The organism is Bacteroides clarus YIT 12056, assembly GCF_900129655.1.
GTDB lineage: Bacteria > Bacteroidota > Bacteroidia > Bacteroidales > Bacteroidaceae > Bacteroides > Bacteroides clarus.
In genome coordinates, this window is record NZ_FQWK01000006.1 from 348,826 (window position 1) to 375,078 (window position 26,253).

23 protein-coding genes are annotated in these 26,253 nt (G+C 44.8%); 7 read left to right on the forward strand and 16 right to left on the reverse strand.

Annotated elements, in window-relative coordinates:
• From hisB to BUB52_RS13070, 6 genes are all read right to left on the reverse strand, one after another.
• Complete coding sequence (gene hisB, locus BUB52_RS13045) at positions 1–1,149, reverse strand: bifunctional histidinol-phosphatase/imidazoleglycerol-phosphate dehydratase HisB (RefSeq protein WP_009120502.1); 1,149 nt, start codon at positions 1,147–1,149, stop codon at positions 1–3.
• 10 nt (positions 1,150–1,159) lie between these two features.
• Positions 1,160–2,200 (reverse strand): histidinol-phosphate transaminase, encoded by a 1,041-nt coding sequence (gene hisC, locus BUB52_RS13050; RefSeq protein WP_009120501.1) that lies wholly within the window; start codon positions 2,198–2,200, stop codon positions 1,160–1,162.
• A gap of 63 nt (positions 2,201–2,263) precedes the next feature.
• A complete protein-coding gene (gene hisD / locus BUB52_RS13055; RefSeq protein ID WP_009120500.1) occupies positions 2,264–3,556 on the reverse strand; it encodes a histidinol dehydrogenase in 1,293 nt (430 codons plus the stop codon).
• A gap of 11 nt (positions 3,557–3,567) precedes the next feature.
• Positions 3,568–4,419, reverse strand: coding sequence for an ATP phosphoribosyltransferase (hisG, locus tag BUB52_RS13060; protein ID WP_009120499.1), 852 nt, complete (start codon positions 4,417–4,419; stop codon positions 3,568–3,570).
• A gap of 255 nt (positions 4,420–4,674) precedes the next feature.
• A complete protein-coding gene (locus BUB52_RS13065) occupies positions 4,675–5,166 on the reverse strand; it encodes a PaaI family thioesterase (protein ID WP_009120497.1) in 492 nt (163 codons plus the stop codon).
• Positions 5,167–5,189: 23 nt separating this feature from the next.
• The gene (locus BUB52_RS13070) at positions 5,190–6,635 is read right to left on the reverse strand and encodes an RHS repeat protein (protein ID WP_009120496.1); all 1,446 of its coding nucleotides are present in this window, start codon (positions 6,633–6,635) and stop codon (positions 5,190–5,192) included.
• A 189-nt stretch (positions 6,636–6,824) separates the two neighbouring features.
• On the opposite strand from BUB52_RS13070, the gene BUB52_RS13075 reads away from it, so the two are divergent.
• Positions 6,825–7,892 (forward strand): DUF4421 domain-containing protein, encoded by a 1,068-nt coding sequence (locus BUB52_RS13075; protein ID WP_009120494.1) that lies wholly within the window; start codon positions 6,825–6,827, stop codon positions 7,890–7,892.
• Positions 7,893–7,905: 13 nt separating this feature from the next.
• On the opposite strand, the gene BUB52_RS13080 is transcribed toward BUB52_RS13075, so the two are convergent.
• The 5 genes from BUB52_RS13080 to BUB52_RS15790 all read right to left on the reverse strand — a co-directional run bounded on the left by BUB52_RS13080 (position 7,906) and on the right by BUB52_RS15790 (position 13,078).
• Entirely contained in the window at positions 7,906–8,589 is a 684-nt protein-coding gene (locus BUB52_RS13080) for a DUF2490 domain-containing protein (RefSeq protein WP_009120493.1), read from the reverse strand.
• Between the two features lie 105 nt (positions 8,590–8,694).
• Complete coding sequence (locus BUB52_RS13085; protein WP_009120492.1) at positions 8,695–9,969, reverse strand: histidine-type phosphatase; 1,275 nt, start codon at positions 9,967–9,969, stop codon at positions 8,695–8,697.
• Positions 9,970–9,988: 19 nt separating this feature from the next.
• On the reverse strand, positions 9,989–10,648 hold the full coding sequence (locus BUB52_RS13090; protein WP_009120491.1) for a chloramphenicol acetyltransferase: 660 nt from the start codon (positions 10,646–10,648) through the stop codon (positions 9,989–9,991).
• Between the two features lie 63 nt (positions 10,649–10,711).
• Positions 10,712–12,754 carry a protein-disulfide reductase DsbD family protein gene (locus tag BUB52_RS13095; protein ID WP_009120490.1) on the reverse strand — a complete coding sequence of 681 codons (2,043 nt, stop codon included), beginning with the start codon at positions 12,752–12,754 and terminating at the stop codon, positions 10,712–10,714.
• Positions 12,755–12,778: 24 nt separating this feature from the next.
• Positions 12,779–13,078: a Dabb family protein gene (locus BUB52_RS15790; protein ID WP_009120489.1), complete on the reverse strand. Its 300-nt coding sequence runs from the start codon at positions 13,076–13,078 to the stop codon at positions 12,779–12,781.
• A 104-nt stretch (positions 13,079–13,182) separates the two neighbouring features.
• Here BUB52_RS15790 and udk point away from each other — a divergent pair, with 104 nt between their 5' ends.
• Complete coding sequence (udk, locus tag BUB52_RS13100) at positions 13,183–13,788, forward strand: uridine kinase (protein ID WP_009120488.1); 606 nt, start codon at positions 13,183–13,185, stop codon at positions 13,786–13,788.
• Between the two features lie 105 nt (positions 13,789–13,893).
• The gene (locus BUB52_RS13105; protein WP_039950177.1) at positions 13,894–15,231 is read left to right on the forward strand and encodes an MltF family protein; all 1,338 of its coding nucleotides are present in this window, start codon (positions 13,894–13,896) and stop codon (positions 15,229–15,231) included.
• Between the two features lie 103 nt (positions 15,232–15,334).
• Here the strand turns inward: BUB52_RS13105 and metH are convergent, their stop codons facing one another.
• The 5 genes from metH to BUB52_RS13130 all read right to left on the reverse strand — a co-directional run bounded on the left by metH (position 15,335) and on the right by BUB52_RS13130 (position 20,545).
• Positions 15,335–18,106, reverse strand: coding sequence for a methionine synthase (gene metH / locus BUB52_RS13110; protein WP_009120486.1), 2,772 nt, complete (start codon positions 18,104–18,106; stop codon positions 15,335–15,337).
• 2 nt (positions 18,107–18,108) lie between these two features.
• Positions 18,109–18,561: an SsrA-binding protein gene (gene smpB, locus BUB52_RS13115; RefSeq protein ID WP_009120485.1), complete on the reverse strand. Its 453-nt coding sequence runs from the start codon at positions 18,559–18,561 to the stop codon at positions 18,109–18,111.
• A gap of 8 nt (positions 18,562–18,569) precedes the next feature.
• The gene (locus BUB52_RS13120; protein WP_009120484.1) at positions 18,570–19,145 is read right to left on the reverse strand and encodes a Yip1 family protein; all 576 of its coding nucleotides are present in this window, start codon (positions 19,143–19,145) and stop codon (positions 18,570–18,572) included.
• Complete coding sequence (locus BUB52_RS13125; protein WP_254302430.1) at positions 19,146–19,961, reverse strand: hypothetical protein; 816 nt, start codon at positions 19,959–19,961, stop codon at positions 19,146–19,148.
• 83 nt (positions 19,962–20,044) lie between these two features.
• The gene (locus tag BUB52_RS13130; RefSeq protein WP_009120482.1) at positions 20,045–20,545 is read right to left on the reverse strand and encodes a DMP19 family protein; all 501 of its coding nucleotides are present in this window, start codon (positions 20,543–20,545) and stop codon (positions 20,045–20,047) included.
• A 211-nt stretch (positions 20,546–20,756) separates the two neighbouring features.
• Between BUB52_RS13130 and BUB52_RS13135 the strand changes: the two genes are divergently transcribed.
• From BUB52_RS13135 to BUB52_RS13150, 4 genes are all read left to right on the forward strand, one after another.
• Positions 20,757–21,458, forward strand: coding sequence for an iron-sulfur cluster assembly scaffold protein (locus BUB52_RS13135; protein ID WP_004290317.1), 702 nt, complete (start codon positions 20,757–20,759; stop codon positions 21,456–21,458).
• Positions 21,459–21,477: 19 nt separating this feature from the next.
• The gene (locus BUB52_RS13140; RefSeq protein ID WP_004290316.1) at positions 21,478–22,488 is read left to right on the forward strand and encodes a GGGtGRT protein; all 1,011 of its coding nucleotides are present in this window, start codon (positions 21,478–21,480) and stop codon (positions 22,486–22,488) included.
• Positions 22,489–22,831: 343 nt separating this feature from the next.
• A complete protein-coding gene (locus tag BUB52_RS13145) occupies positions 22,832–24,010 on the forward strand; it encodes an MFS transporter (RefSeq protein WP_009120480.1) in 1,179 nt (392 codons plus the stop codon).
• Positions 24,011–24,148: 138 nt separating this feature from the next.
• Positions 24,149–26,131 (forward strand): LruC domain-containing protein, encoded by a 1,983-nt coding sequence (locus tag BUB52_RS13150; RefSeq protein WP_009120478.1) that lies wholly within the window; start codon positions 24,149–24,151, stop codon positions 26,129–26,131.
• The last annotated feature ends 122 nt before the right edge of the window (positions 26,132–26,253 follow it).

The following is a 26,253-nucleotide window of genomic DNA, read 5'->3' on the forward strand; positions in this document are numbered from 1 at the left end:
TTACAGCACCCCCTTCGAGCTTGGTAATTCATAGTGATAGATATCACGTTTCACAGCCATTTTCAAGGCTCTTGCCAAGGCTTTGAAGATTCCCTCTATCTTATGGTGTTCATTCTGTCCTTCCGCTTTGATATTAAGATTCATCTTGGCAGCATCGCTTAATGATTTAAAGAAGTGCAGGAACATTTCCGTAGGCATCTCTCCTATTTTCTCACGCTTGAACTCGGCATCCCATACCAACCAGGGGCGCCCGCCGAAATCCAAGCATACCTGACACAGACAATCGTCCATGGGCAGTGCGTACCCGTAACGCTCTATACCGCGCTTGTTGCCCAAAGCCTGGTACAGACACTCGCCCAAAGCGAGGGCGGTATCTTCTATCGTGTGGTGCTCGTCCACTTCCAAATCACCTTTTACATGAATCGTCAGGTCCATACCGCCATGCTTGCCTATCTGTTCCAGCATATGGTCGAAAAAGCCAAGCCCGGTGTGAATATCACAATGGCCGTTACCGTCTAAATTTACAGCTACATAAATATCAGTTTCTTTCGTGGTACGGCGCACTTCCGCTTTCCGTTCGCCCGCAAAAAGAAATTCAGTGACCTTATCCCAATCCTTTGTCGCCAACACACAAACATCTTCCAAACCCTCACAGGCAGCTTCACCACCGGATGATTTCGGTTTCAGCATATTCGTATCTTCCTGCAAGAGGATGGCACGGCACCCCAGGTTCTTCGCCAACTCCACATCCGTAGGACGGTCACCTATCACAAAACTATTTGCCAAGTCGTATTCGGGACTGTCGAGATACTTCGTCAGCATACCGGTACGCGGCTTACGGGTCGGCGCATTATCTTCGGGCATGCTACGGTCTATGCAGATATCATCGAACGTAATTCCCTCCCCTTCCAACGTCTTCATCATCAGATTATGTGCCGGCCAGAAAGTTTCTTCCGGGAAAGATGCCGTACCCAACCCGTCCTGATTGGTAACCATCACAAACTCAAAATCCAGTTTGCTGCGAACAAAACCAAGATTACGCATCACTTTCGGATAAAACTCCAGTTTCTCCAACGAATCCAACTGATAATCTACAGGCGGCTCGATAACCAACGTTCCGTCACGATCTATAAAAAGTACCTTCTTCATACTTTATACCTTATACTTTATATTTCCTCAACGCCTCAATCAACCTCTCATTCTCGTTTCTTGTACCTACCGTTACCCGCAGACAGTTTCCGCAAAGCGATACGGAATTACGGTTACGCACAATGATGCCTTCGCCTACCAGATAATTATAAATCTTCACCGCATCCGTCACGCGGACCAAAAAGAAATTGGCATCAGAAGGAAACATTTTCACCGTACAAGGCAATTTCGCAAACTCCTCTTCCAAGTTTCCGCGTTCCTCTTTCAATGTTTTTACCCAACGCTCTATTTCATAGTAACGGTGTAACATTTCTATCGCCTGTTTCTGCGTCAGCTGGTTCACATTATAAGGATACTTTATTTTGCTGAAAATCGAAATGATTTCCTGCGAAGCAAAAGCCATGCCTAAGCGTATGGCAGCACATCCCCATGCTTTGGAAAAGGTTTGGAGCACAATCAGATTAGGATATTTGTCCAGTTCTTCCAAGAAAGAAGGCGCTTCCGAAAAGTCGTTATAAGCCTCATCCAGTATCACCAGCCCGTCGAACTCACGGATGATCCGCTCAATCTCACTACGAAGCAAGTCGTTTCCCGTGGGGTTATTGGGAGAACAAAGGAAAATCAACTTCGTATGCTCATCCGCAGCCGCCAGCAGCTTATCTGCCGAAAAGCGGAAATTTTCATCCAGCAATACTTTGCGGTACTCCACATCATTTACTTCCGCACATACCTGATACATACCGTATGTAGGGTCTATAGCCACCACATTATCTATACGCGGCTCGCAAAAAGCACGGAATACAAGGTCTATCGCCTCATCACTGCCATTTCCCAAAAAAATATGCTCGGGACGTACTTTCTTTATTTTCGACAGTTCTTTCTTTAGCTCCCGTTGCATCGGATCCGGATAACGATTGTGCGGCATATTGTACGGATTTTCGTTTGCATCGAGAAAAACGGATGCGGCAGCGCCGTTATATTCATCACGTGCCGAAGAGTAAGGCTTCAGGCGCCACACATTCGGTCGGGTCAGTTCTTCTAAAGTTCTCATGGACAGAAAGAATTTATTTACGGGTTATAAATTATGAATGATGAAGTATTATTTTTTTAATTTTCAATTCTCAACTCTCAATTTATCAAGTCTGACGGTTACCGCATTCTTATGCGCATCCAAATGCTCGTTGGCAGCCATTTCCTCTATAGCCGGACCAATCGTGCGTATTCCTTCCGGTTTAATCTCTTGGAAAGTAATCTTGCGTATGAAGCTATCGAGACTGACGCCGCTATATGCTTTGGCATAACCATTGGTAGGCAGCGTATGGTTGGTGCCCGAAGCGTAGTCTCCTGCGCTTTCCGGAGTGAGAGAGCCCAAGAATACCGAACCGGCATTAATCACCCGCTCCGCAACGGACATATAATCCACCGTTTCGATGATGAGATGTTCCGGTGCATAGGAATTGGTCAGTTCGATGGCTTCGTCCATATCACGTACTACAATCAGCTTACTGTTGACAAGAGACTTTTCCGCAATCTCCTTGCGGGGCAACAAAGCCAACTGACGCTCCACTTCTTCTTTCACCGCCTGCTGCAATGCCCGGGAAGTGGTAATCAGTATCGCCTGGCTGTCTACACCATGTTCTGCCTGGCTCAGCAAGTCGGCAGCCACAAAAGACGGATTGGCAGTTTCATCCGCCAACACTTCCACTTCCGAAGGACCGGCCGGCATATCAATAGCTACATCACGCAAACCCACCAATTGTTTGGCAGCCGTTACATATTGATTGCCCGGACCGAATATCTTATATACTTTCGGCACGCTTTCCGTACCATAGGCCATTGCCGCAATGGCTTGCACACCGCCGGCTTTGAAAATACGGTTTACTCCCGCCACCTTAGCCGCAAACAAAACGGCAGGGTGTACTTTTCCATCCTTACCCGGAGGAGTACAAAGCACTATCTCCTTACATCCTGCAATCTTTGCCGGAACAGCCAGCATCAACACGGTAGAAAAAAGCGGAGCCGTTCCGCCGGGAATGTACAATCCGACTTTCTCTATGGCAACCGCCTTCTGCCAACAAGTAACTCCCGGTTGAGTTTCCACCCGTTTACCTTCGAAGCGCTGTGCCGCATGAAAGGTCTCAATATTCTGTTTGGCCAGACGAATGGCTTTTTTCAGTTCCTCGCCCACCAATGTTTCCGCTTCCGCCTGCTCTTCTTCCGTCACAGCCAATGCGGTCAACGCCACTTTATCAAATTTTTCTTCGTATTCCAATACGGCGCGGTCGCCTTCCGCTTTCACACGGTCTATAATACTCCGTACCGTATCGAAGAGATTTTCCGTGTTCATCACCGGACGTTTCAGCAATTCCGTCCATTGAGATTTATCAGGATTAGTTATTAAGTTCATACCATTAGCGTTTAAAGTATCATTTTTTCAATCGGCAACACCAAAATGCCTTCTGCACCCAATGCCTTCAGTTTACCGATAATTTCCCAAAAACATTTCTCATCCAGCACCGTATGTACGGAACACCAGCCCTCTTGCGCCAACGGCATCACCGTAGGACTTTTCATACCCGGCAGTACGGCTATGATTTCATCCAGTTTTTCTTTCGGCGCATTCATCAACACGTATTTCTTGTCTTCCGCCGTCTTTACCGCATTCATACGGAACAACAACTCATTCAGAATCTCTTTCTTCTCCTCACTCATATTCTTGTTACCAATCAACAGAGCTTCGGACTTCATCACCACTTCCACTTCTTTCAGGCGGTTGCTCACCAAAGTAGAACCGGAACTTACAATATCAAAAATCGCATCGGCCAGACCGATACCCGGAGAAACCTCTACCGAACCGGTAATCACGTGTATTTCCGCTTTCACTCCCTGTTCTTTGAGATACCGGGAAAGAATGCCGGGATACGAAGTGGCAATCTTCTTACCCTCAAACCACTGCGGACCCGAATATTCAATATCTTTAGGCAAGGCCAGTGACAAACGGCATTTGCTGAATCCCAAACGTTTTACAATCTCGGCATCTTCCGCCTTTTCCATGAACTCGTTTTCACCGACAATACCCAAATCGGCAACTCCCGTAGCTACTGTTTGAGGAATATCATCGTCGCGCAAAAACAATACTTCCAAAGGAAAGTTGGAAGACTGTACCAGTAACGTGCGTTTCGTTGCGCTTAGTTTAATATCCGATTCTTCAAGGAACGACATTGTTTCGTCAAAAAGACGGCCTTTGGCCTGTACTGCAATTCTTAACATGATATTATTTATATTTTATGGTTTGCTAATAAAAAAACGAGGTTTACCAATGTTCGGTAAGCCTCGTTAATTATATGTTCTTCGTGATACACATATCCTCATACGCCCACCGAATTATTCGTCAGGATGATAATGGTGATGATGTGTAACGATATTCTTCATGTTTTTTCTATTTTTCAATGCGACAAATGTAAACGATTTGTTTTAAACAACCAAAGATTTATCACAAAAAGTTTATTTTTTCTTTCATTTTTATCAAATAAGCGGTAAGATTTCATCCGGTTCTACATCACAATGATGAAAACACATTTCCTTTTCCGCCTTTTCCTGCGGGAAAGTAAAGTAGGTGCATGTAGCTTCCGTACAGAGTTCGCCCATGCTGTTATACAATCTCGCTTCTATAATGGCAATATTACGTTTCTGTTCACGCAGCGACGCACGCAATACCACATGCGTATCATTGGTCGATATGGACTTACGAAAACGGGTTTCCATTTTAGAGGTCACTCCCCCGGTCTGCAATTTACGAAATACCACCCAACCGCAAATCTCATCCAGCAATACGGACTGGATACCCCCATGCAACGTATTCAACCATCCCTGGTACTCCGGACGGGGCTTCCAGATACTCACTACTTCATCACCGTCCTCATAGAATTCCATTCTTACACCTGCCTCATTATCGGGAGAACAACCAAAGCAATTATAGCCTTCCATGTTTTTCCATGGGTTGATAATCTTCTTCATACCATATTTTTTTAATTGATGACTTATTCTTCGTAGTAAACATATTTTCTTTCCTCATACAAGACCGGAATATCATCCACATACTTGATTCGTATCTTCCAGTTTCCTTTCTCGTCCCTATGAAATTTATAAACAAACTTCTCTTCGGGCTGTCCTGCAGGCTGTTCCGTTCCGGAAATCACTTCGCCCTTTTTATTATACTGATAGGTATATCTGTCGAGTTTATCCTCCGGCAGCAGAATCTCCTCGCTCGTCATACGTTGCCTGAAATTCCAGGTACGGCGATAAGGATAGACATTTTCGGTAGACGAAGTTATTACTTTTCGTCCAATCCGTTGTCCATAAGAATCATAAAAGTAACGATAGTCCTCACTTTTTGTTCCATCCTTCTCATATACAGTTTCCTGCATACGGTTCCCTTCCCAATCATGACGGTAAACGACTTTCCCCGTCTGTTCGGACTTTTCATTATATATCGCGCCGCTTTTGCAATAACCTTCATCACCGTATTGGTACTCTATATACTTCGTCAATGCACCTGCGGGTGTCCGATGTTCTTCCTTCTGCAGCTTTCCATTCTCACCGTACTCATACTTCACTGTTTTTACAGATACGCCTTTTTCCGTGAAAGCTTCATCACTGATAATCCTGCCTTGAGCATCAAACTCATAAGCAAAAAAATGTCCTTGTTTTTTGCCTCTAAGAACAGTTTCCACTCCCATGGGAACAGCAATATATGAATACTGTCGAACACTCTTCACTTTATCCTGAAGCGCCAATCGCCCCCAATCGCTTTCCATTCCTTCATAAATAATACTGCGCTTGGTGATATAGGTAGGATGACCGTCCAATGCAAAACCCGTTCTTTGCGTCCAATTGCCATATTCATCCTTTTCCACGATTTTCTGCATCGGCCTCTTTGCTTTCCGCCAGGACTTCATATAGTTGAGCGACTCCCTTTTAAGCTTAGTCGTATCATCCAGCTCCACAACGCGAGCTTCACTTGCTCTTCGGTCATCAAATATTTTCTTTTGCACTTTTCCATCGGTATCATATATAGCTGTCACTATCCCAATCGTATCTTGCCGACCATTCATAGTAGTAATGGTACTCAATCTTCCCTCCGCATCATATCCATATCCCCATACATAACAAAGCAGACCTTCCCGTTTTGTCCCTACATATATTTCTTTCACAACTTTTCCGTCCGCATCGTATCTATAAATAATTTTATGCAAAGGAGACCTGTCGGGAGCCAATAAATTCTCCACAGACATACGTCCCTCGTTATCATATTTCACAAAATAGATATTATCCACTATATTTCCGGTCGTCCATATCGTATCTTTCTGTACAGCCTTGTATACCGTTATACGTGCACTTCGTATAATTGGGGTATCTTGCGCATAGGTGGTAATAAAGCCAGATAGCAGAATTCCGATTAATAGGTATATTCTATGAAAATTCATACTCTTGTTACGTGTTTTTCATTCATCATTCTTCTTATAAAAGCATCGCTAAAGTTTTACAAACGTATGCAAATTTCAGAAAATAAAAAAGGAAAAGAACATATTCCGTTCTTTATTATACGGAAATTTTATATCTTCGTATAATAAAGCAATGATAGGATGCTAAGAGGGATTAGCTTTTGCATATGTATGTTATTGACACTTTCTTTGTTCGCTCAAAACGAAGAAAGTAATTTGATTGTATCCGACAGTTTAGGCAACAAACGTACGGGAAATTTCAAAAGGATTATAAAGAAATTCCTCAACTTCAACGATTTCGACACAGCATATATCAGTCCTAATCGTTATAATTACGCTCTAATGCTCGACCATTTCACCAATTACGAATACTATTCCGTAGGAAGCGGTACTCCGGAACCACAGCGTTTACGTTTCTCACCAAAGCCACATAACAAAATAGGCGTTTACTTTGGCTGGCGCTGGATTTTCCTGGGATGGGCTGTTGATGCAGACGGCCTTTACGGAAAGAAAAGCGGGAAAAAACGAGGAACCGAATTCGACCTCAGCCTTTACAGCTCCAAATTCGGAGTAGATATTCTTTATAAACGTACGGGAAACTCCTACAAGATACATAACGTAACAGGATTTTCCGACCGCATACCCGCCTATTATTCGGAAGATTTCAACGGACTGAAAGTAAAAATGAAAGGATTGAATCTATATTATATCTTTAACAACAGACGTTTTTCTTATCCCGCCGCTTTCAGCCAGTCTACTAACCAACGACGTAATGCAGGTTCTTTCATTGCCGGGTTCTCCGTATCTACGCACAATCTGGATTTTGATTACACTAAATTACCCGACATCATTCAGGAAACAATGAACCCGGGTATGAAAGTAAATCATATAAAATATACCAATATCAGCCTCAACTTCGGTTACGCCTATAATTGGGTGTTTGCACGTAACTGCCTTGCCTGTTTATCGCTTAATCCGGCTGTAGCTTACAAAACTTCACGCATCAGAAAAGCGGAAGGAGAAACAGACGATTGGTATAAAAATTTCAATATCGACTTCATCCTGCGTGCAGGTGTGGTATATAATAACAGTAAATATTTTATAGGTACTTCATTTGTGGGGAGAACATACGATTACTACCGGAACAATTTCTCACTGAACAACGGCTTCGGAACATTACAAGTGTACGCGGGATTCAATTTCTGCCTGAAAAAAGAACACCGCAAGAAAAAACAATGATAATCCGATTTTATCAGAAAGAATAAGTACAAGCCACTCCTACTATATCCTTTCGTGCTTTACTCTCCCATTGACGGCAATAAAAGACATCCGCCTCCCAATCGGAAGACAACGGAAGAACCACTCCACCACGATAACGCATACGTTGTACATCAAACCGCTCCCCGCGATTCAACCCGTTATACATTTCAACAGAAGCATAAGGCTCTATTTTGCATTTTGGAATATCATAAGCCAGTTTAGCGCGTGAACGCCAAAGAAACTCATCGCCACCTCTATCGAAAGTATGTTGAAAACGCTCACGAAGTGAAAGTTTCAGTCTTTGTACGCAGGTGGAAAGCGTTCCGTCAAAATGGTAACGGTGACGAAATTTCCAACCGGATTCTCCACGATTACGATAATGAATTTCGTAGCCTGCCGCTACTTTCAGAAAAGGGAGTACCGAATATGACCCTCCTACATCCAATCCCCAACGGTCTGTCTTATTGAGATCATCTTTTGTACGCCACTCCAACTTTCCGGACAGGGTAAATGCCGGTTTTACTTTATATTTAAAACCGGTACTTGCCCAGGTGGTAAAATCTCTATCCTGCGCATACAGAGAAACCGGCGCAATAAATAATACCGCCACCAATAATTTATAGAAATTCCATACACAAGAAGTCTTCTTTATCATAATTACTTCAAAATATATCATTTAAGATTAGTCTCACGCTTGCAAAGCTAAAGATTAATTCTGTAATAATTCTGTAATATCAGACTTCTTTACCTAAAGACTGTCGTTTATAACCGAAAAAAACGACTATTTCCTCAAAGCCTCAAGTTTATTTCTGTAATAAAGCTCCACATCTTTCCAATGATAATAGGGAGCAACATCACTTTTAACAGGAAGTTTCGTTTCACGTTCATTGAGCAGGACTTTGACTAAAATATCATCACTTCCCTTTTTTCTATAGAATACAAACTGTATGTTACCGGCCATCGGGAAAATCTTATAATTACGCCATATCGCATCAAGTTTATCAAGGTCGTCTGTTTGGTATCCGCAATTGTCCAGTTCCAACAGGCATGCCAAAGGAAGAAGGCAGGATTCATGTCCGAAACGCAAAGTGGCATAACTGTCTTTCCTTACAACACAGGTATCTGCCGTATTCAATATATTTTCCAACAGATTGGCTTCCACAGACGGCATTTCTCCCTTGGTCAAAGGAGACGGTCCGAAAGAGATATACCATCCTCTGTTACTCAACTGCCACAAATCGTAGCACTCTTCTTTTGTAAAAAGAGAATAAAGTTCCAAACCGGTATCATGACTCTGCATATTACTTGCCACATCGAAAAGCGAAGTCATCAGTTCGCCTGCATCCACTTTCCATTTCAAATAGTCCGTATTGGCAAACAATGTTTTCATCAAACGTTCAGGATGTATATGCTCCTTTCTGATAGACTCTTTTGCAGCTTTCACTTCCGGTGACTTACGCATTTCCTTGATATGCGGATCACCGCTAAAGTTCATATAGTACATATCATGATAGCTAGCATCGTTTTTAAACCGTAGCTTCGGATTCAACGCCTGTAATTGATTACATTCGGCCATCATGGATAAAATACAGCGTATAACCACTGTGGAACGTGCATCAATCTCAACCTGTCCTTTAAAGATTTCGGGAAAATTCTTGTACATCCTTTCAGCAATTCCCCTGTGCTGACGTGCACCCAACGGAGTAAGTTCACCATATCTTCCTTTTGCCATACGCGACATGCTGTCAAGTACACAAAGCGTTTTTTTGCCAAGCCCGGTAAGTACCCCGTTACGGTCGGCTTCACGCATTACTTCCAATGGTTGCTCATAATCATCGGGGTCGATAAGAAAACGGGAACCGTGACGGGCGTAGTGGCTTAAATAAAAAGGCTTGTAACCGGCAGGCGGAGCAGTCTGTACGGCAGTAACCGCCGGATAAGCATAGTAATTGGCGGCAGAACGATGGACATCCACGAAAATCTCTTCTTTAGCAGTCTGGGCGCTTATGCCAAGCACCAGAAGACAAAGGACTGACAATAAAAACAGGCGTTTCATAATTGTTTATTTTAGTAATTTACTCGTGTGAGATTTCTTTCAAGTACTTCTCTATCTTTTCAAAAAAGGAAGCCAGATGCGAACCATCTACAAAAGCGTGATTCACATATATGGAAAGCGGAAAGACCAGACGTTCTCCACGGGGCACCACCTTACCGGCGGTCATTAGCGGATGGCTACAACCGTTACCGGCTTCGGCAACGGTATAAGTAGTCGACGTAAAGTACATCTTAGGCACCGCACTCAAATGCACCACATCGTAATCGCCTTGCTGCATCAGTGTTTTTTCCGCACCGTAAGGGTCACCGTCTTCGGGGATATTAGTAATCAGAGCATACGCTTCGGCATAAAAACGTTTGAAGTCTTCGTGATAAGGGATACGAACCGTATAAAAAGTCTTTCCCGGAACCGCAATTGGGGAAATGATATCAACCCGGTCATGAAAAATTACCTGTCCGTCCTTGTCTATGCGATAACGGAGTTCGTTCACTTCGTTGGCCGAACGAAGAACCGCATACAAGTAATAAAGAAAAAAAGAGTGTTTTGATTGTTTTGCCGCAGTACTGGCCTCCGTACAATCTATTTCGGTCGTTACCGAATACCATGAATTTAAAAATGTACGGAAGAAACCGTAATTGTCGCGACGTTCCCAAGTGTCAATGTCGATAATGTGTTTCATAAATAAAAAAAAGGATTATGAAAAAAGGACGCTTATACAGCATCCTTTCTTCGATTCAGTCTATTATTTTTCTTTTCTATAATTTTCCAATCCCGTCTGCAAGAACTCGATGTATTTCGGAATACTTTCATCGTATGAATACGACTTGTTCAACGGTTCCCCCTCATTGTTAATCAACACATAGAAAGGCTGCGCATTTGCGCCGAACTTAACGCGTTGCAAGTAGCTCCACTTATCACCCACCGTACGCAATGTACGTTCCGTTCCGTTCTCCACGATTTTCACCGGTGAGGGAAGCGGAGTTTTATTATCTACATAGAGTGTTATAAGTACATAGTCGTTATTGATAATATCACTGACTTTCGGGTCTGTCCATACGGCAAGCTCCATTTTACGACAGTTCACACAACCGTAACCGGTAAAGTCCAGCATAACAGGTTTGCCATGCTGACGGGCATACTCCATACCGAGGTCATAATCATCAAACTTGGCATGTACTTCATTATTATAAAGATTGAAGTCCTGTGTCTGCATAGGCGGCGCGAAAGCGCTGACAGCCTTCAACGGCGCTCCCCACAAACCGGGAAGCATATATACGGCAAATGCCAATGAAGCCAATGCCATAAAGAAACGGGGCACACTGACCTTTGTATCGTCATCATCGTGCGGGAACTTGATTTTACCCAACAGATAGAAGCCAAGCAAAGCAAATAACACAATCCACAAGGCAAGGAACGTTTCACGGTCGAGTATGCGCCATCCGTACGCCAAATCCGCCACGGAAAGGAACTTCAGTGCAAACGCCAATTCCAGGAATCCGAGCGTCACCTTGATTACATTCATCCAACCGCCTGATTTGGGCATCGACTTCAACCAAGACGGGAACAGTGCAAACAAAGTGAACGGCAATGCCAAAGCGATGGCAAACCCAAGCATCCCGATAGCCGGAGCTATCATATTGCCGGTAGTGGACACTTGCACCAACAAGAAACCGATAATAGGACCTGTGCATGAGAATGATACCAATGACAGCGTAAATGCCATTAAGAATATACTAAGCAAGCCGCCGGTCTTTTCCGCTTTAGAATCTACCGCATTGCTCCACTTGGAAGGAAGCGTTATTTCAAAAGCTCCGAAGAAAGAAGCCGCGAAAACCACCAGCATCAGGAAGAAGAAGATGTTGAAGACGGCATTCGTTGATAGCGAGTTCAATGCATTAGCGCCGAAAAGTCCGGTAACCAATAATCCTAACCCCACATAAATCACTACGATAGATGCGCCGTACGTCCAGGCATCTCGAATACCTTTCTTCTTATCTTTACTGCGTTTCAGGAAGAAACTGACGGTCATCGGGATAATAGGCCATACGCAAGGCGTAAACAAAGCCAACAGTCCGCCGACAAATCCGGTGATAAAGATATAAATCCAGGACATATCTTCCTGCGAAGTAGTTTCGCCCAATGCTTTCAGTTCATTGATAACCGGCTTCCAAAGGTCTATGGTTCCATTATCGGAAACATTTATTCCGGTAGTTCCTTCAGCCCCGCCAATAACAGCCGTATCTGCGGCTCGAGCGGTTTCGGAAGAAGCGTCCTTTTGCGCAGACCGGGTATCGGTTGTTGCATCTGTTGCCGGTTCTTTAACGGCTATGCCTTCCGCCTTACCCGAGAACTTGAACGGTACCTGTGTAGGCGGCAAACAGTTTTCGTCATTACATGCGCCATATTCCAGATAACCTTCTACCTTATATGTGCCGCCGGTCAGCTTCAATTTCTGTACAAACTGAACCGAATTTGCAAAATAGCGCACTTTCATTTCAAACAGCTTGTCGAATGCGGCAATCTCTTTTCCTACCGGTTTCAGCTTGCCGACAAGCTCCGCACCGGTAATCTCCTCGACATTGAATGTTGCCGAGATAGGGCCGCCGTCACCCAAATCCGTCGAGTACACATGCCAGCCTTTATCAATAGTTCCGGTAAATACGACCTCTGCTTCACCCGCCTGTAAAGTCTTTAATTCCGACTTAAACTTGACAGGTTCTTGTATCTGCGCCTGCACCACCACGGTGAAGAGCAGCAGAAGAATGGAGAATATACTTTTCTTCATTTGATTTTCTTTCTGTTTTTTAATTTATACTTCATAGTCTACGCAAGCGCGGCTCTCTTTAACCCCGGCAATGAGTTTGCCGGCAGCTACATGGTCGGGATGCGCAGCGTAGAATTTCACATCGTCCAACGTATCGAATTCGCTGTAAAGGGCGATGCTCCAAGTCTCGGCAGGATTGACGTTCAATCCGACTTCAATCTTACGTATAACGGATATTTTAGCAGGAAGCGCTTCAATGGCTTTCTTAAAATTATTCATCGCAGCTAACTTTTCGTCAGCGGGGGCTTCGTCTTTCAGCTTAAATAATACAATATGCTTTACCATAACTTTGTTATTTAAATGATTTATATCTATATTTGTCAATTGAAACGGTTGCTTTTTTAAAACCGCAAAAATACTCGTTTTGTTTCAAATATACACTTAAACGGATGTTAATAATAGGAATTGCAGGCGGAACCGGGTCGGGAAAGACCACCGTCGTACGTAAAATTGTTGAAAGCCTGCCGGCTGGTGAAGTGGTATTATTACCTCAGGACTCTTACTACAAAGACAGCAGTCATGTGCCCGTAGAAGAGCGGCAGAATATTAATTTCGACCACCCGGACGCTTTCGACTGGGGACTTTTGTCCAAGCACGTATCCATGTTGCATGAGGGTGAAAGCATCGAGCAACCCACCTACTCCTATCTGACCTGCACCCGTCAGCCTGAAACAATCCATATCGAGCCGAGACAAGTCGTCATTATTGAAGGCATCCTCGCCTTATGCGACAAAAAGCTGCGCAGCATGATGGACCTCAAGATTTTTGTAGACGCAGATCCGGACGAACGCCTCATCCGTGTCATTCAGCGCGACGTCATCGAACGCGGACGTACGGCCGAGGCTGTGATGGAACGTTACACCCGTATTCTGAAACCCATGCATCTGCAGTTTATAGAACCCAGCAAGCGATACGCCGATCTTATCATACCGGAAGGCGGAAACAACCGGATAGCGATTGATATTCTTACGATGTATATCAAAAAGCATTTATAAACAACCGATTCTGCAGATATGGCCGAGCATACTTCCCCAGCCAAGCGTAAATTGTCAGCTCTCCATTGCCAATTGCTGATTGCAATCATATTGCTTTGCAGCGTTATGGGATGCCGCGGCAATCATAATGCGGTAAAAGAACAAGAGGAAATAGGAGATTTGCAGCAGATAAAAGACAGCGGAGAACTGGTGGTATTGACTTTATACAGCTCCACGTCCTACTTTATCTATCGCGGTCAGGACATGGGTTTTCAATATGAATTGAGCGAACAGTTTGCCAAAAGTCTCGGCGTCAAGCTGACGATTAAAGTGGCCGGAAGCGTACATGACCTGATTGAAAAGCTTCTTGCAGGCGAAGGCGACCTCATAGCCTATAACCTGCCCATCACCAAAGAATGGAAAGACAGTCTGATATATTGCGGTGAGGAAGTGATTACCCATCAAGTCATTGTACAACGTGCAGGCGGACGTACCAAACCGTTGAAAGACGTAACGGAACTCATCGGAAAGGATGTATACGTAAAACCCGGAAAGTACTATGAGCGCCTTGTCAATCTGGACAAAGAACTGGGTGGCGGCATCCACATCCACAAGGTAAGTAATGACAGCATCACGATAGAAGACCTGATTATGCAGGTTTCGCAAGGTAAGATACCGTATACCGTAGCGGACAATGATGTAGCCCGTCTCAACACCACCTACTATCCCAACCTGAATATCGGACTGTCCATCAGTTTCGACCAACGGGCTTCGTGGGCCGTACGCAAAGATTGTCCGCAGCTTGCGGAAGCCGCCGATAAATGGCATGAGGAGAACATGACATCGCCGGCTTATACAGCAAGTATGAAGCGGTATTTTGAAATCAGTAAAGCCATTCCGCACTCTCCTATCCTGTCTCTGCGGGAAGGAAAAATATCTCATTTTGACCATCTTTTTAAGAAATACGCACCCGACATCAATTGGGATTGGCGTTTGCTGGCATCGCTGGCCTATACGGAATCCAACTTCGATACTACCGCCGTTTCGTGGGCGGGTGCAAAAGGATTGATGCAGTTGATGCCCGCCACCGCCCGTGCCATGGGGCTTCCCCCTGGAAAGGAGCAAGACGCGGAAGAGAGTATCAAGGCTGCTACGAAATATATCGCCGCTACCACCAAGAGCTTCTCGGCAATTCCCCAAGAAGAACGGATAAATTTTGTCCTGGCGTCGTATAACTCCGGTATCGGACACGTGTTCGATGCCATGGCATTAGCCGAAAAATACGGCAAGAATAAATACGTATGGCGGGATAATGTGGAGAACTTTATCCTCTTGAAAAGTAACGAGGAATACTTCACAGACCCGGTTTGTAAGAATGGTTATTTCCGCGGTATAGAAACTTACAACTTCGTTCGGGATATAACGGCAAGGTTTGAACAATATAAGAAAAAGATAAAAAGCTGATTCACAGCAAAGGATAAACGGAAGTACAGCGTTTCTTAGACATAACAGTTTATTCTTCCGCCTGAGAATAGATTACAATGCAGCTTCCCCTGCGGTGAAAACCTCAAAATAATTTCAGCCGATTGGCTTTTGCCTCTTCGAGAGAGACTGTTTCAAGCTGCTTCTCCTGATTTTTCTCGCGCAACCGCTGATATTCGTTAGAAAGCTTCTTAACCAACTCTTCCTTTTGAGTAGGATTCATCAAACGGGCTGCTACCGTCGCATTCTGCGAAGCATCTTTCAGATGGATAACCGGAGCATGATAAACAGGAGCAATCTTTAATGCCGTGTGCAAAGGAGAGGTAGTGGCGCCACCTATCAACAACGGTATATCAAGTCCCGCCTTCTCCAGCTCAATGGCAACGTGCACCATTTCATCCAGCGAAGGAGTGATAAGACCGCTCAGTCCAATCATATTAACCTTTTCCTCTATGGCTCGCTGCACAATCGTTTCAGCAGGAACCATTACCCCCAGGTCGATTATCTCATATCCGTTACAAGCCATTACCACGGAAACAATATTTTTTCCAATGTCGTGCACATCGCCTTTCACCGTAGCAAGCAGTACCCTACCGGCAGAGGCAGCTCCTTCCTGCTTCTCCGATTCAATGACAGGCTGAAGAACGGCCACCGCTTTCTTCATGGTACGCGCCGTCTTAACCACTTGCGGAAGGAACATCTTACCTGCACCGAACAAATCGCCAACATGGTTCATTCCGGCCATTAACGGACCTTCAATAATATCCACAGCTTTGGGATAGACTTTCAAGGCTTCGGCAAGGTCTTCTTCCAAATAGTCCCCTATACCTTTTGTCAAAGCGTACTTCAAACGCTCCTCTACGGTATCTTCACGCCAGGCAAGCTGAGAGTTGGGAGCTGGAAGCTGGGAACGACCGTCAGAAAGAGAGCTCTTGGCGGCTTCCGCCTCGGCTTTCAAGCGTTCGGCAGTCTCAATCAACCGTTCGGCGGCATCCGGGCGACGATTGAGGACGACATCTTCGATGCGTTCCAGTATATCAACGGGTATATCGGTGTAGAGTACGGAAGTGGCAGGGTTTACGATGCCCATATCCATTCCCTCGCGAATGGCATGATAAAGGAACACCGCATGCATCGCTTCACGAATATAATTATTACCCCGAAATGAAAACGAAAGATTGCTAACTCCACCGCTGACATGAGCGCCCGACAGATTCTTCCGTATCCAACCGGTAGCGCGGATAAAATCGACCGCATAATTATTATGCTCGTCCATACCCGTAGCCACAGCAAGTACATTCGGGTCAAAAATTATATCCTGCGGATTGAAACCGACCTTATCTACCAACAGACGATAAGCACGTTCGCACACTTCAATTCTGCGTTCATACGTATCCGCCTGCCCTTGTTCATCAAAAGCCATTACGACCGCAGCAGCACCATACCGTTTTATAGTGCGGGCATGTTCAAGAAACTTCTCCTCGCCCTCTTTCAAGGATATGGAATTGACAATGGACTTTCCCTGCGCACATTTTAACCCTGCGACTATCACATCCCACTTGGAAGAGTCTATCATTACAGGAACACGGGCTATTTCCGGCTCGGAAGCTATCAGATTGAGGAAAGTGGTCATTTCCTTTTCCGCATCCAGCAAACCGTCGTCCATATTTATGTCGATAATCTGCGCTCCGTCTTCTACCTGCTGACGGGCGATACTCAGCGCTTCATCATACTTCTTCTCATTGATTAAGCGCAGAAACTTGCGTGAGCCGGCAACGTTGCAACGCTCGCCCACGTTGATAAAGTTATTTTCGGGTTTTACCTCCAGCAACTCCAAACCGGAAAGCCAAAGATTATCGGGCACCGAAGCCGGTATATGCGGCACGGCTCCTGCTATCAAAGACGAGTATGCAGCTATATATTCATCCGTTGTACCGCAACAACCGCCTATTATATTTACCAGCCCTTCGTGGACATACTCCCTAATCTCATCCGCCATTTCGGCCGGAGTTTGGTCGTACGTACCCAGGCTGTTAGGCAATCCCGCATTAGGATAGGCACTGATATAATAAGGGGCGCGAGCGGCTAATTGCTCCAAAAAGGGTTTCAATTGACGAGCCCCGAAAGAACAGTTAAGCCCGACAGAAAAAATATCCGCATGCTGCACCGAAGCCAGAAATGCTTCCAGCGTCTGTCCGGACAAAGTACGTCCGCCTATGTCGGAAACCGTTACAGAAAGCATTAACGGCACCCGGACGCCGATAGCCTCCATCGCCTGCTCCGCAGCGTATATCGCAGCCTTGGCATTCAATGTATCGAATATGGTTTCAATCAGCAACGCATCTACACCGGCTTCGAGCATCGCCTCCATCTGTTCGCGATAAGCGGCAGCCAGTTCATCGTAGGTCAATGCACGAAAAGCAGGATTGTTGACATCCGGGCTCATGGAGCAAGTTTTGTTGGTAGGCCCGATGGAGCCTGCCACAAATCGCGGTTTATCGGGAGTTAAAGCCGTAAACTCATCGGCAACTTCACGCGCCAGTCTCACGGCAGCAAGATTTATCTCACGCACATATTCCTGTACGTGATAATCGGCCATGCTGACACTTGTAGAACTAAACGTATTGGTTTCGATAATGTCTGCACCCGCTACAAGATATTTACGGTGAATATCCTGTATTACATCCGGACGTGTCAAGCAAAGTATATCATTATTGCCTTTCAACTGTCCGGGAATCTGCACAAAACGTTCTCCGCGGAAATCTTCCTCCGTCAAGTTGTATTGTTGTATCATGGTGCCCATAGCACCATCCAAAACAAGGATGCGCTCACGCACCAGCGTTTCAATAGAAGCCATAATTATCTCTTGAACATACGCGCCATATCGCGTTTATCATCTTTTTCCTTCAAAGCCTCGCGCTTGTCATATTGTTTCTTACCCTTTGCAAGAGCAACTACTACCTTTGCCAATCCTTTTTCATTGATGAACATACGGACGGGTATCATGGTAAAACCGGGGTCCTTCGAACCGCGCTGCAACTTATCCAGTTCTTTCTTTGTCAACAGCAGTTTGCGCTCCCTGCGTGCATTATGGTTATTGTACGAACCATAAAAATATTCGGCGATATGCATATTCTTCACCCATAGTTCACCATTGGCAAAGTAGCAGAACGTATCCACCAGGCTCGCCTTTCCCAAACGGATAGATTTAATCTCCGTACCGGTGAGCACAATGCCCGCAGTATAGGTATCTACCAACTCGTAATCGAATGTAGCACGTTTATTCTTAATATTTACAGGAGCTTGTTTCATAAAATCAATCAGTTCAGCACTACCGTCAGTTTATTGAATACGAATTCTATCACTGCCGGACAAGCTATTAACAAAATGGAAGAAAGAATGGTGAACCTCAAACGGTCTTTTTCCGCTATTTTCATCAGAATAGCGCTTCCTTCCCACACCACATATACAATATAAAACTGAAGCAACAGGGCTATGATACTGAAATCGGGCAATATGCCGATTATGATTTTCAGCAGAAAAGGCACTACCAGCGCATAGCCGGCAAACTGTTGCACCAAAGGGATATCATTGCCCATGGCAAACATACGGACACGCAACCCATTGATGAGATAGGCCGCCAAGAAATATCCTCCGAACAAGGATACCGCCACCGCGCAACATTGCGTCATGGCATATTGAAAACTTTGCGGCCCGCCCCACCCCTTAGCTACCAAAGAGCCGATAAAGACGGATAATCCGCATAAACCAATCATAGGATAGACAAAAGCCGTAAACACTTTTCGCCTATCCTCTTCCAAACGAATTTCCTCCCAGGCACGTGCCGGAGAGGAAATCAGTTGCATTGCTATATGAAATAGTTCTTTGTAATTCAATTAGTTACTTTTAGATTGTGTACTCCAATTCAACGAAATAGAATAATCCGTATAATTTTCCGGTAAAGTGGCACCGTCTACATCCGTTTTTGCCTTAACAATTATTGTTGTAGGATAACTACCGTTTTTATCTTTAAAGTCGTCCATGATATTTTTTATATTATAAGCTTTATTTCTAACGGCAAAAACATCTGTTTTCGTATCGGTACCCTTATCGTGTCTCAGATAAAAGACGAGTTCCGTACCGCTTTCCGCTTCATCGCTATCGATATATACCAAACTCAAAGTATGCTGTTTCAGCATTTCTTCTTTGTTCTCCATTTTCCAGGAAACCGGTAAAACCAGCATCTCCGTACCGTACATCCATGGCTTATAAGTCTGCCCATAGTTATCTGTCGGTTCTAAAGTAACAATAGGAGCATTTTCAGGCACCATTGTCTCCATATCTTCTATGGAAGCCGCTTCCTTCGTTTGATAAGAATCCACAGCAGCCGCACTGACTAACTTTATACGAAAAGTTTTCGGAGTAGTATTGGCGTCCGCTTTAGTAGTAGGGGTATCTTCTACATATTTAAAGGCAATATAAGCTAAATCCGCTTCCGACATCTTAAATCCCTGCGCCTCCATTTCTACCACGGAAGATGATGTAGGATAATATGTATTCCCGTTAGGATCAATAAAATAGGTTCCCATTACGGTGCGTACATATCCTATTCCGTCATACATGCTTTCGCCCGCATCATCACTAAGGCACGAAGTCAGAGAAACACCCATTAATAAGGTAAAGGCAACCATTAAGAATTTCAATTGTTTCATAAACATTATTTTTTAGAGTTTGCAAAGATATAAAATTCAATTCACATAATGTAAATGCAGCAACTTAAAAAATACTGCAACCGTTACTTTATTATTTTCGCAAATAAATCCAAATGTTCATCTACATAACTGGCAACCAATGCCGTATATTCCTCTTCTTTTTCCAGAAACTCATCTTCCAGTTCATCAAAAGCCTCATACTGTTCGTACATAGCCATAAATTCGTCGTCGGTACGCTCACGTTCCAAATCTTCACGATGGGCATCATATATCTTCTTGGCGGCATACACCAGCTTACTTAAATCGCCCACCCCCCACAAACGCATAACTTTGGCAAACGGATTAGCGAAAATATAGCCGCCGTACCCGTTTTGTATCAACTGGCAGAAGCCTCCTTCCATGAGTTCGTCACGGAATATCTGATACGCCAGCAACGAATGCTGCTCTCCCGTAAGCAGAGGCATCGTTTCAGCGGTCAGCCCGCCGCCTATTACTTCCTTATATGTATCTGTAAATACTTGGATGAAAGCATCCATTCCTTCGCCCGCAGCCTGTTGCAGAGCGGTATCAGTAACTTCTACCATAATAATATGTATTGGATTAGGCTACAAAGTTAATACAAAAACTGCAAAGTCCACTTTACATTCCACAGAGTTACAACTTATTATTACCTATTTTTAATAAAAAAGTCAAATTGAACGGTTGGCAGAAACCAAGAAAACGACTACCTTTGTGACCGTTTAATAAAACATAGAACTACGTTTTTTTTAATTATAACTTAAAAAAGAGCTAATTATGACTTATTCACACGAAGTGGAACACATGTGTGTTGTAAAGAAAGGTCCTAACCACGGACCGGCTCCCATACCCGAAGAAGGCAAATGGGTAAAATCAAAAGAAATAGTTGATATTTCAGGTCTGACACATGGTGTAGGTTGGTGTGCTCCTCAGCAAGGCGCTTGTAAACTGACATTGAACGTAAAAGAGGGTATCATCCAGGAAGCATTGGTTGAAACAATCGGTTGCTCCGGTATGACTCACTCAGCAGCCATGGCAGCTGAAATCCTTCCGGGCAAGACAGTACTCGAAGCATTGAATACCGACCTCGTTTGCGACGCTATCAATACAGCAATGCGCGAACTCTTCCTGCAAATCGTTTACGGACGTACTCAGTCTGCTTTCTCTGAAGGCGGTTTGATTATCGGTGCCGGTTTGGAAGACTTAGGTAAAGGTTTGCGTAGCCAGGTAGGTACTTTGTACGGTACTTTGGCAAAGGGTCCCCGTTACCTGGAAATGGCAGAAGGTTATATCAAGACTATCGCTCTTGACAAAAACGACGAAATCTGCGGATACGAATTCGTTCACATGGGTAAATTCATGGATGAAATCAAGAAAGGTACCGATGCCAACGAAGCATTGAAGAAAGTTACCGGTACTTACGGACGCTTCACTGCCGAACAGGGAGCTGTTAAACACATTGATCCACGTCACGAATAATATAAGGAGGAAAGAAACTATGATTAGAGAAGTAAAATTTGAAAGTCAAGACCGTCGTATCAAAGGTATCATCGAAGCCTTGAACGCTAACGGCATCAAAGACATCGAGGAAGCCAACGCCATCTGCGAAGCTGCCGGACTCGATCCTTATAAGACGTGTGAAGAAACTCAGCCCATCTGTTTCGAGAATGCGAAATGGGCTTATGTCGTAGGTTGCGCCATCGCCATCAAGAAGGGCTGCAAGAATGCTGCCGATGCTGCCGAAGCCATCGGTATCGGTTTGCAGGCATTCTGTATTCCGGGCTCTGTGGCTGACGACCGTAAAGTAGGTATCGGTCACGGTAACCTGGCCGCCATGTTGCTCCGCGAAGAAACCAAGTGCTTCGCTTTCCTGGCCGGTCACGAATCATTCGCTGCCGCAGAAGGCGCAATCAAAATCGCCGCTAAGGCCGACAAGGTACGTAAAGAGCCTCTGCGTTGTATCCTGAACGGTTTGGGTAAGGATGCCGCACAAATCATCTCCCGTATCAACGGTTTTACTTATGTTCAAACTCAATTCGACTACTATACGGGTGAACTGAAAGTAGTTCGTGAAATCGCATACAGCGACGGTCCCCGTGCCAAAGTAAAATGCTATGGCGCCGACGACGTTCGCGAAGGTGTAGCCATCATGTGGAAAGAAGGCGTAGATGTATCCATCACAGGTAACTCTACCAACCCGACCCGTTTCCAACATCCTGTTGCAGGTACTTACAAGAAAGAACGCGTTCTTGCCGGTAAGCCTTACTTCTCAGTAGCATCAGGCGGTGGTACAGGTCGTACGCTTCACCCGGACAACATGGCTGCCGGTCCTGCTTCTTACGGTATGACCGACACGATGGGCCGTATGCACTCAGACGCTCAGTTCGCCGGTTCTTCATCCGTTCCCGCTCACGTGGAAATGATGGGCTTCCTCGGTATCGGTAACAATCCGATGGTAGGATGTACGGTAGCTTGCGCGGTTGACGTGGCTCAGGCACTCAGCAAGTAATTTAATTACATAACGCATTATTTAAGTCCCTATAACTTTACGGTTATGGGGACTTTTGTTTCATACCCCTGCCCATCTTATGGAACAAAGTGTTTTTTATGCATTTGAACACTTTGTTTCAAGGCATGAAAACAAAAAGTTCCGCATAGCGAAACAAAGTGTTCGCCAGTGAAGAACAATATGTTTCAACGGTTGAAACGAATAGTTTTCATACGGTGGAACAGACAGTTTCACTTGATGGTACTTTAAGTTCCACCCTGGGAACTTCCCTAAAAACCCGCTCTCCAAATCATGAAAGGCAGAATGATATTCAAATTCTCCCGCTTTTTCCTATCTTTGCTGCATGAAAACAGAATTAAAAGAAAACGGTGGATTACCGGCACGTATACTTTGGACGCTTGCTATCGTAGCAGGTATCTCAGTAGCCAATTTGTACTACAACCAGCCCTTGCTGAACGTAATACGTCACGAGTTGGGCGTATCAGAATTCAAGACCAACCTCATTGCCATGATAACGCAAATAGGTTATGCCCTCGGCTTGCTGTTCATTGTACCGTTAGGCGACCTGTACCACCGGAAGAAGATTATTCTGACGAACTTCACTCTACTGATATTTTCACTCATCGCCATAGCCGCCGCGCCCAACATATACGTTATATGGGGAGCATCGTTCGTTACCGGCGTCTGCTCCATGATACCGCAAATCTTCGTACCGATAGCCTCGCAATTCTCCCGTCCGGAGAATAAAGGGCGTAACGTAGGCGTTGTCATATCCGGTCTGCTCACCGGCATACTCGCCTCACGCGTTATCAGCGGCTTTGTCGGCGAAGTATTGGGATGGCGCGAAATGTATTTCATCGCAGCAGGCATGATGCTGTTATGTGCCATTGCCGTACTGAAAGTGCTGCCGGATATACGGCCTACATTTCAGGGAAAGTACAGCGACCTGATGAAATCCTTGTTTTCCCTTATCAAAGATTATCCGGCCTTACGCATCTACTCCATACGCGCAGGCGTTGCATTCGGCTCTTTCCTCGCAATGTGGTCGTGCCTCGCTTTCAAAATGGGAGAAGCCCCCTTTTATGCCAACAGTGATGTTATCGGAATTTTGGGACTGTGCGGAATAGCCGGTGCATTAACCGCATCCTTCGTAGGAAAATATGTGAAGAAGGTCGGAATACGTAACTTCAACTTCATAGGCTGCGGGCTAATCCTGCTGGCATGGGCTTCACTCTATTTCTGCGGCAGCACCTACGCAGGTATCATCGCGGGCGTTGTACTGATTGACATCGGCATGCAGTGTATCCAGCTCAGTAATCAAACCAGCATATTCGATATTTGCCCTTCAGCGTCCAACCGGGTAAACACAATTTTCATGACGACCTACTTCATAGGCGGTTCATTGGGGACTTTCCTCGCCGGCAGTTGTTGGCAAGCGTGGGGCTGGGCCGGTGTAGCCGGTATAGGAACTGCCTTAACCATGCTGTCTCTCCTGATTACTATTTACAACAAAGAGAAATAAAACAAGTATTACTACTTCATAAACTTGTATATATCATCCATTAATTTGCAAATAACTTGAAAAATAGTTGTATATTCTGTTTTCATATCGTATTTTTGCGGTGTATTAGACATATAACCCCAAAAAGAACTCTGCAATATGGACAAGAAATGGATTATCGCTGCCTTTATCGCAATATTCGCATTAAGCAGTTGCCTTGAAAAAGAAGTTTATCAAGGGCCCGAAGAGGATGAAAAAGAATTTAATGATTTTGACTTTTCCACTGTTCAATCAGCGACGAGTCTTGAAGTGAGCTATGCCAACAGTGGGGTAAAAGCCAATGTGTATTTTGAAGTGTACGATGAGATACCTGTCGAACAAGATGAATATACATATACCAAAAAGACAAATGTCACCCCGCTCTTTGCAGCATATACTGCCGATAACAGCGTTTATAAAGGTACTATCGACCTGCCGGCCTATTTGCAAAAAGTATATATCTATACTCCGGCATTCTTTGCGCAAACCCTTATTGAAGCAGATGTGACGAACGGAAGCATCCAGGCATCGGACAGCGCCCCTGCAAAAGAAGCGGAAACCCGGACCACACCTACTCTCCGGGAGTATGACAGCTACATGGCGACTTCCTTCCGGGAAACTCCCGGTAAATATCAAGGTAACCGCTGGAAAACGTGGTTAGGAGAATACAACCGAAGAAGAAACGGAGAAATCGACTATCAGTATCAAGGCGATTTAGCCGCAACTTGGCGGGATGGCTTATACACAATACATTCTCAAGTTATCAATGTCAACAAAGATTGTCCGGAGGAACTCAAATGCTATTCGGACATATCCATCGACAAAGACGCAGAGATTGCATTAACATTCTTGGGACAAAATACCTGCTGGAACTGCTCTATGGGCTATTACTACTATAAAGCGACGGAAACACCTCCGGCAAGTCTGGAAGATGCTGACGTTATCATGCTTTTCCCCAATACGCAAGACGGTTATTGGATTAACAATCCGAGCGCCGCACGCCGTACAGCCGGTGTAGACCGCCTCACAGCCGTCAAATTAATGTATTACCCGCACATAGCCGACGGTAGCCGAGAGGATGCCACAACTGTTTTTCCCGCAGGTTATAAGGTGGGACTTGTCATTGCCAACAACGCATGGAGCAACCGAGTGAGCGGATTCGATGACGACAAGCGCTACCGTGCCGCCACTTCCCAGGGATTAAGCGTTGACAATTCCGGGAATGCCTTTGACGCCCCGCGTACCGCCGCCTACTCATATAACGGTTTTGTCATGGTTTCTTTTGAAGACCATATAAACGACAATAACTTCAGCGACATCGTTGTGGCCTTAAAATCCAATCCGGTAGGCGCTATCGAGGTAGATCCCGATGTAGACCCGGACAATAACCGGACTACAACGGAAATACTGAAAGGCATTTATGCTTTTGAAGATCTCTGGCCTAATAAGGGAGACTACGATATGAACGACGTCATCGTCCGTTATAACTACGAAAAGACTTTCGACAAGGACAATCAAATCTACGCCGAGTCCTTCATCTTCAAAACATTCCAGAACTATGCGGGAAATACGAACGGACTGGCATTCCAACTCGTCGGAAGCGGGAACGCCTCTTCCGTCACCGGTTTCATCCGCAGGCCGGGAGAAACGGAATTCAGTGAAACCGACTTCGTTTACGAAGAAGACGACCATGTTTACATTCTCACAGAAGACGTAAAGGAGAATATGGGAACCGAATATAAGGTGACCTTAAAATACGACTCCCCTGCCGGCGCAGCATCGGAAGCCCGGCCTTTCATCTTCAAGAATGAAGCGGATGGCAAACGTTGGGAAGTGCATATTCCGAAAGAACATCCGACCTCCAAAATGGATATGTCCTATTTCCAAATAAGAGATGACGCTTCCAATCCGGAGCAAAACATCTACTACGTGCGCCCCGGCAACTATCCTTTCGCGTTCTTCCTAAGCGGAGCCAATGAAACAGACATTAGCAAACTGCTGGATATCAAGAACGAAAAAACGCCTATCGACCAATTATATAGCGGATACTCCGGATGGGTAACCAGCAACGGCAAGGAAAACCAAGACTGGTACAAGAAGTAAATACCTCCCCGAAAAAATAACGCAATTTAAGAAGAATACATTACCCGGTTTTCAGCCGGTAATGTATTCTTCTTTTATAGAAAAGAAATTTCAATATGCTTTGATTTTCTGCATAAATGTTA

Coding starts and splice junctions, on each gene's coding strand:
- hisD (WP_009120500.1), bottom strand. CDS start 3,556: ATGAACTTAATAACTAATCCTGATAAATCTCAATGGACGGAATTGCTG.
- BUB52_RS13095 (WP_009120490.1), bottom strand. CDS start 12,754: ATGAAGAAAAGTATATTCTCCATTCTTCTGCTGCTCTTCACCGTGGTG.
- hisG (WP_009120499.1), bottom strand. CDS start 4,419: ATGTTAAGAATTGCAGTACAGGCCAAAGGCCGTCTTTTTGACGAAACA.
- BUB52_RS13070 (WP_009120496.1), bottom strand. CDS start 6,635: ATGAATTTTCATAGAATATACCTATTAATCGGAATTCTGCTATCTGGC.
- BUB52_RS13105 (WP_039950177.1), top strand. CDS start 13,894: ATGGGATGCCGCGGCAATCATAATGCGGTAAAAGAACAAGAGGAAATA.
- BUB52_RS13065 (WP_009120497.1), bottom strand. CDS start 5,166: ATGAAGAAGATTATCAACCCATGGAAAAACATGGAAGGCTATAATTGC.
- BUB52_RS13140 (WP_004290316.1), top strand. CDS start 21,478: ATGATTAGAGAAGTAAAATTTGAAAGTCAAGACCGTCGTATCAAAGGT.
- BUB52_RS13145 (WP_009120480.1), top strand. CDS start 22,832: ATGAAAACAGAATTAAAAGAAAACGGTGGATTACCGGCACGTATACTT.
- BUB52_RS13090 (WP_009120491.1), bottom strand. CDS start 10,648: ATGAAACACATTATCGACATTGACACTTGGGAACGTCGCGACAATTAC.
- BUB52_RS13075 (WP_009120494.1), top strand. CDS start 6,825: ATGTTATTGACACTTTCTTTGTTCGCTCAAAACGAAGAAAGTAATTTG.
- hisB (WP_009120502.1), bottom strand. CDS start 1,149: ATGAAGAAGGTACTTTTTATAGATCGTGACGGAACGTTGGTTATCGAG.
- BUB52_RS15790 (WP_009120489.1), bottom strand. CDS start 13,078: ATGGTAAAGCATATTGTATTATTTAAGCTGAAAGACGAAGCCCCCGCT.
- udk (WP_009120488.1), top strand. CDS start 13,183: ATGTTAATAATAGGAATTGCAGGCGGAACCGGGTCGGGAAAGACCACC.
- BUB52_RS13150 (WP_009120478.1), top strand. CDS start 24,149: ATGGACAAGAAATGGATTATCGCTGCCTTTATCGCAATATTCGCATTA.
- BUB52_RS13130 (WP_009120482.1), bottom strand. CDS start 20,545: ATGGTAGAAGTTACTGATACCGCTCTGCAACAGGCTGCGGGCGAAGGA.
- BUB52_RS13135 (WP_004290317.1), top strand. CDS start 20,757: ATGACTTATTCACACGAAGTGGAACACATGTGTGTTGTAAAGAAAGGT.
- BUB52_RS13125 (WP_254302430.1), bottom strand. CDS start 19,961: ATGAAACAATTGAAATTCTTAATGGTTGCCTTTACCTTATTAATGGGT.
- metH (WP_009120486.1), bottom strand. CDS start 18,106: ATGGCTTCTATTGAAACGCTGGTGCGTGAGCGCATCCTTGTTTTGGAT.
- BUB52_RS13085 (WP_009120492.1), bottom strand. CDS start 9,969: ATGAAACGCCTGTTTTTATTGTCAGTCCTTTGTCTTCTGGTGCTTGGC.
- hisC (WP_009120501.1), bottom strand. CDS start 2,200: ATGAGAACTTTAGAAGAACTGACCCGACCGAATGTGTGGCGCCTGAAG.
- BUB52_RS13080 (WP_009120493.1), bottom strand. CDS start 8,589: ATGATATATTTTGAAGTAATTATGATAAAGAAGACTTCTTGTGTATGG.
- smpB (WP_009120485.1), bottom strand. CDS start 18,561: ATGAAACAAGCTCCTGTAAATATTAAGAATAAACGTGCTACATTCGAT.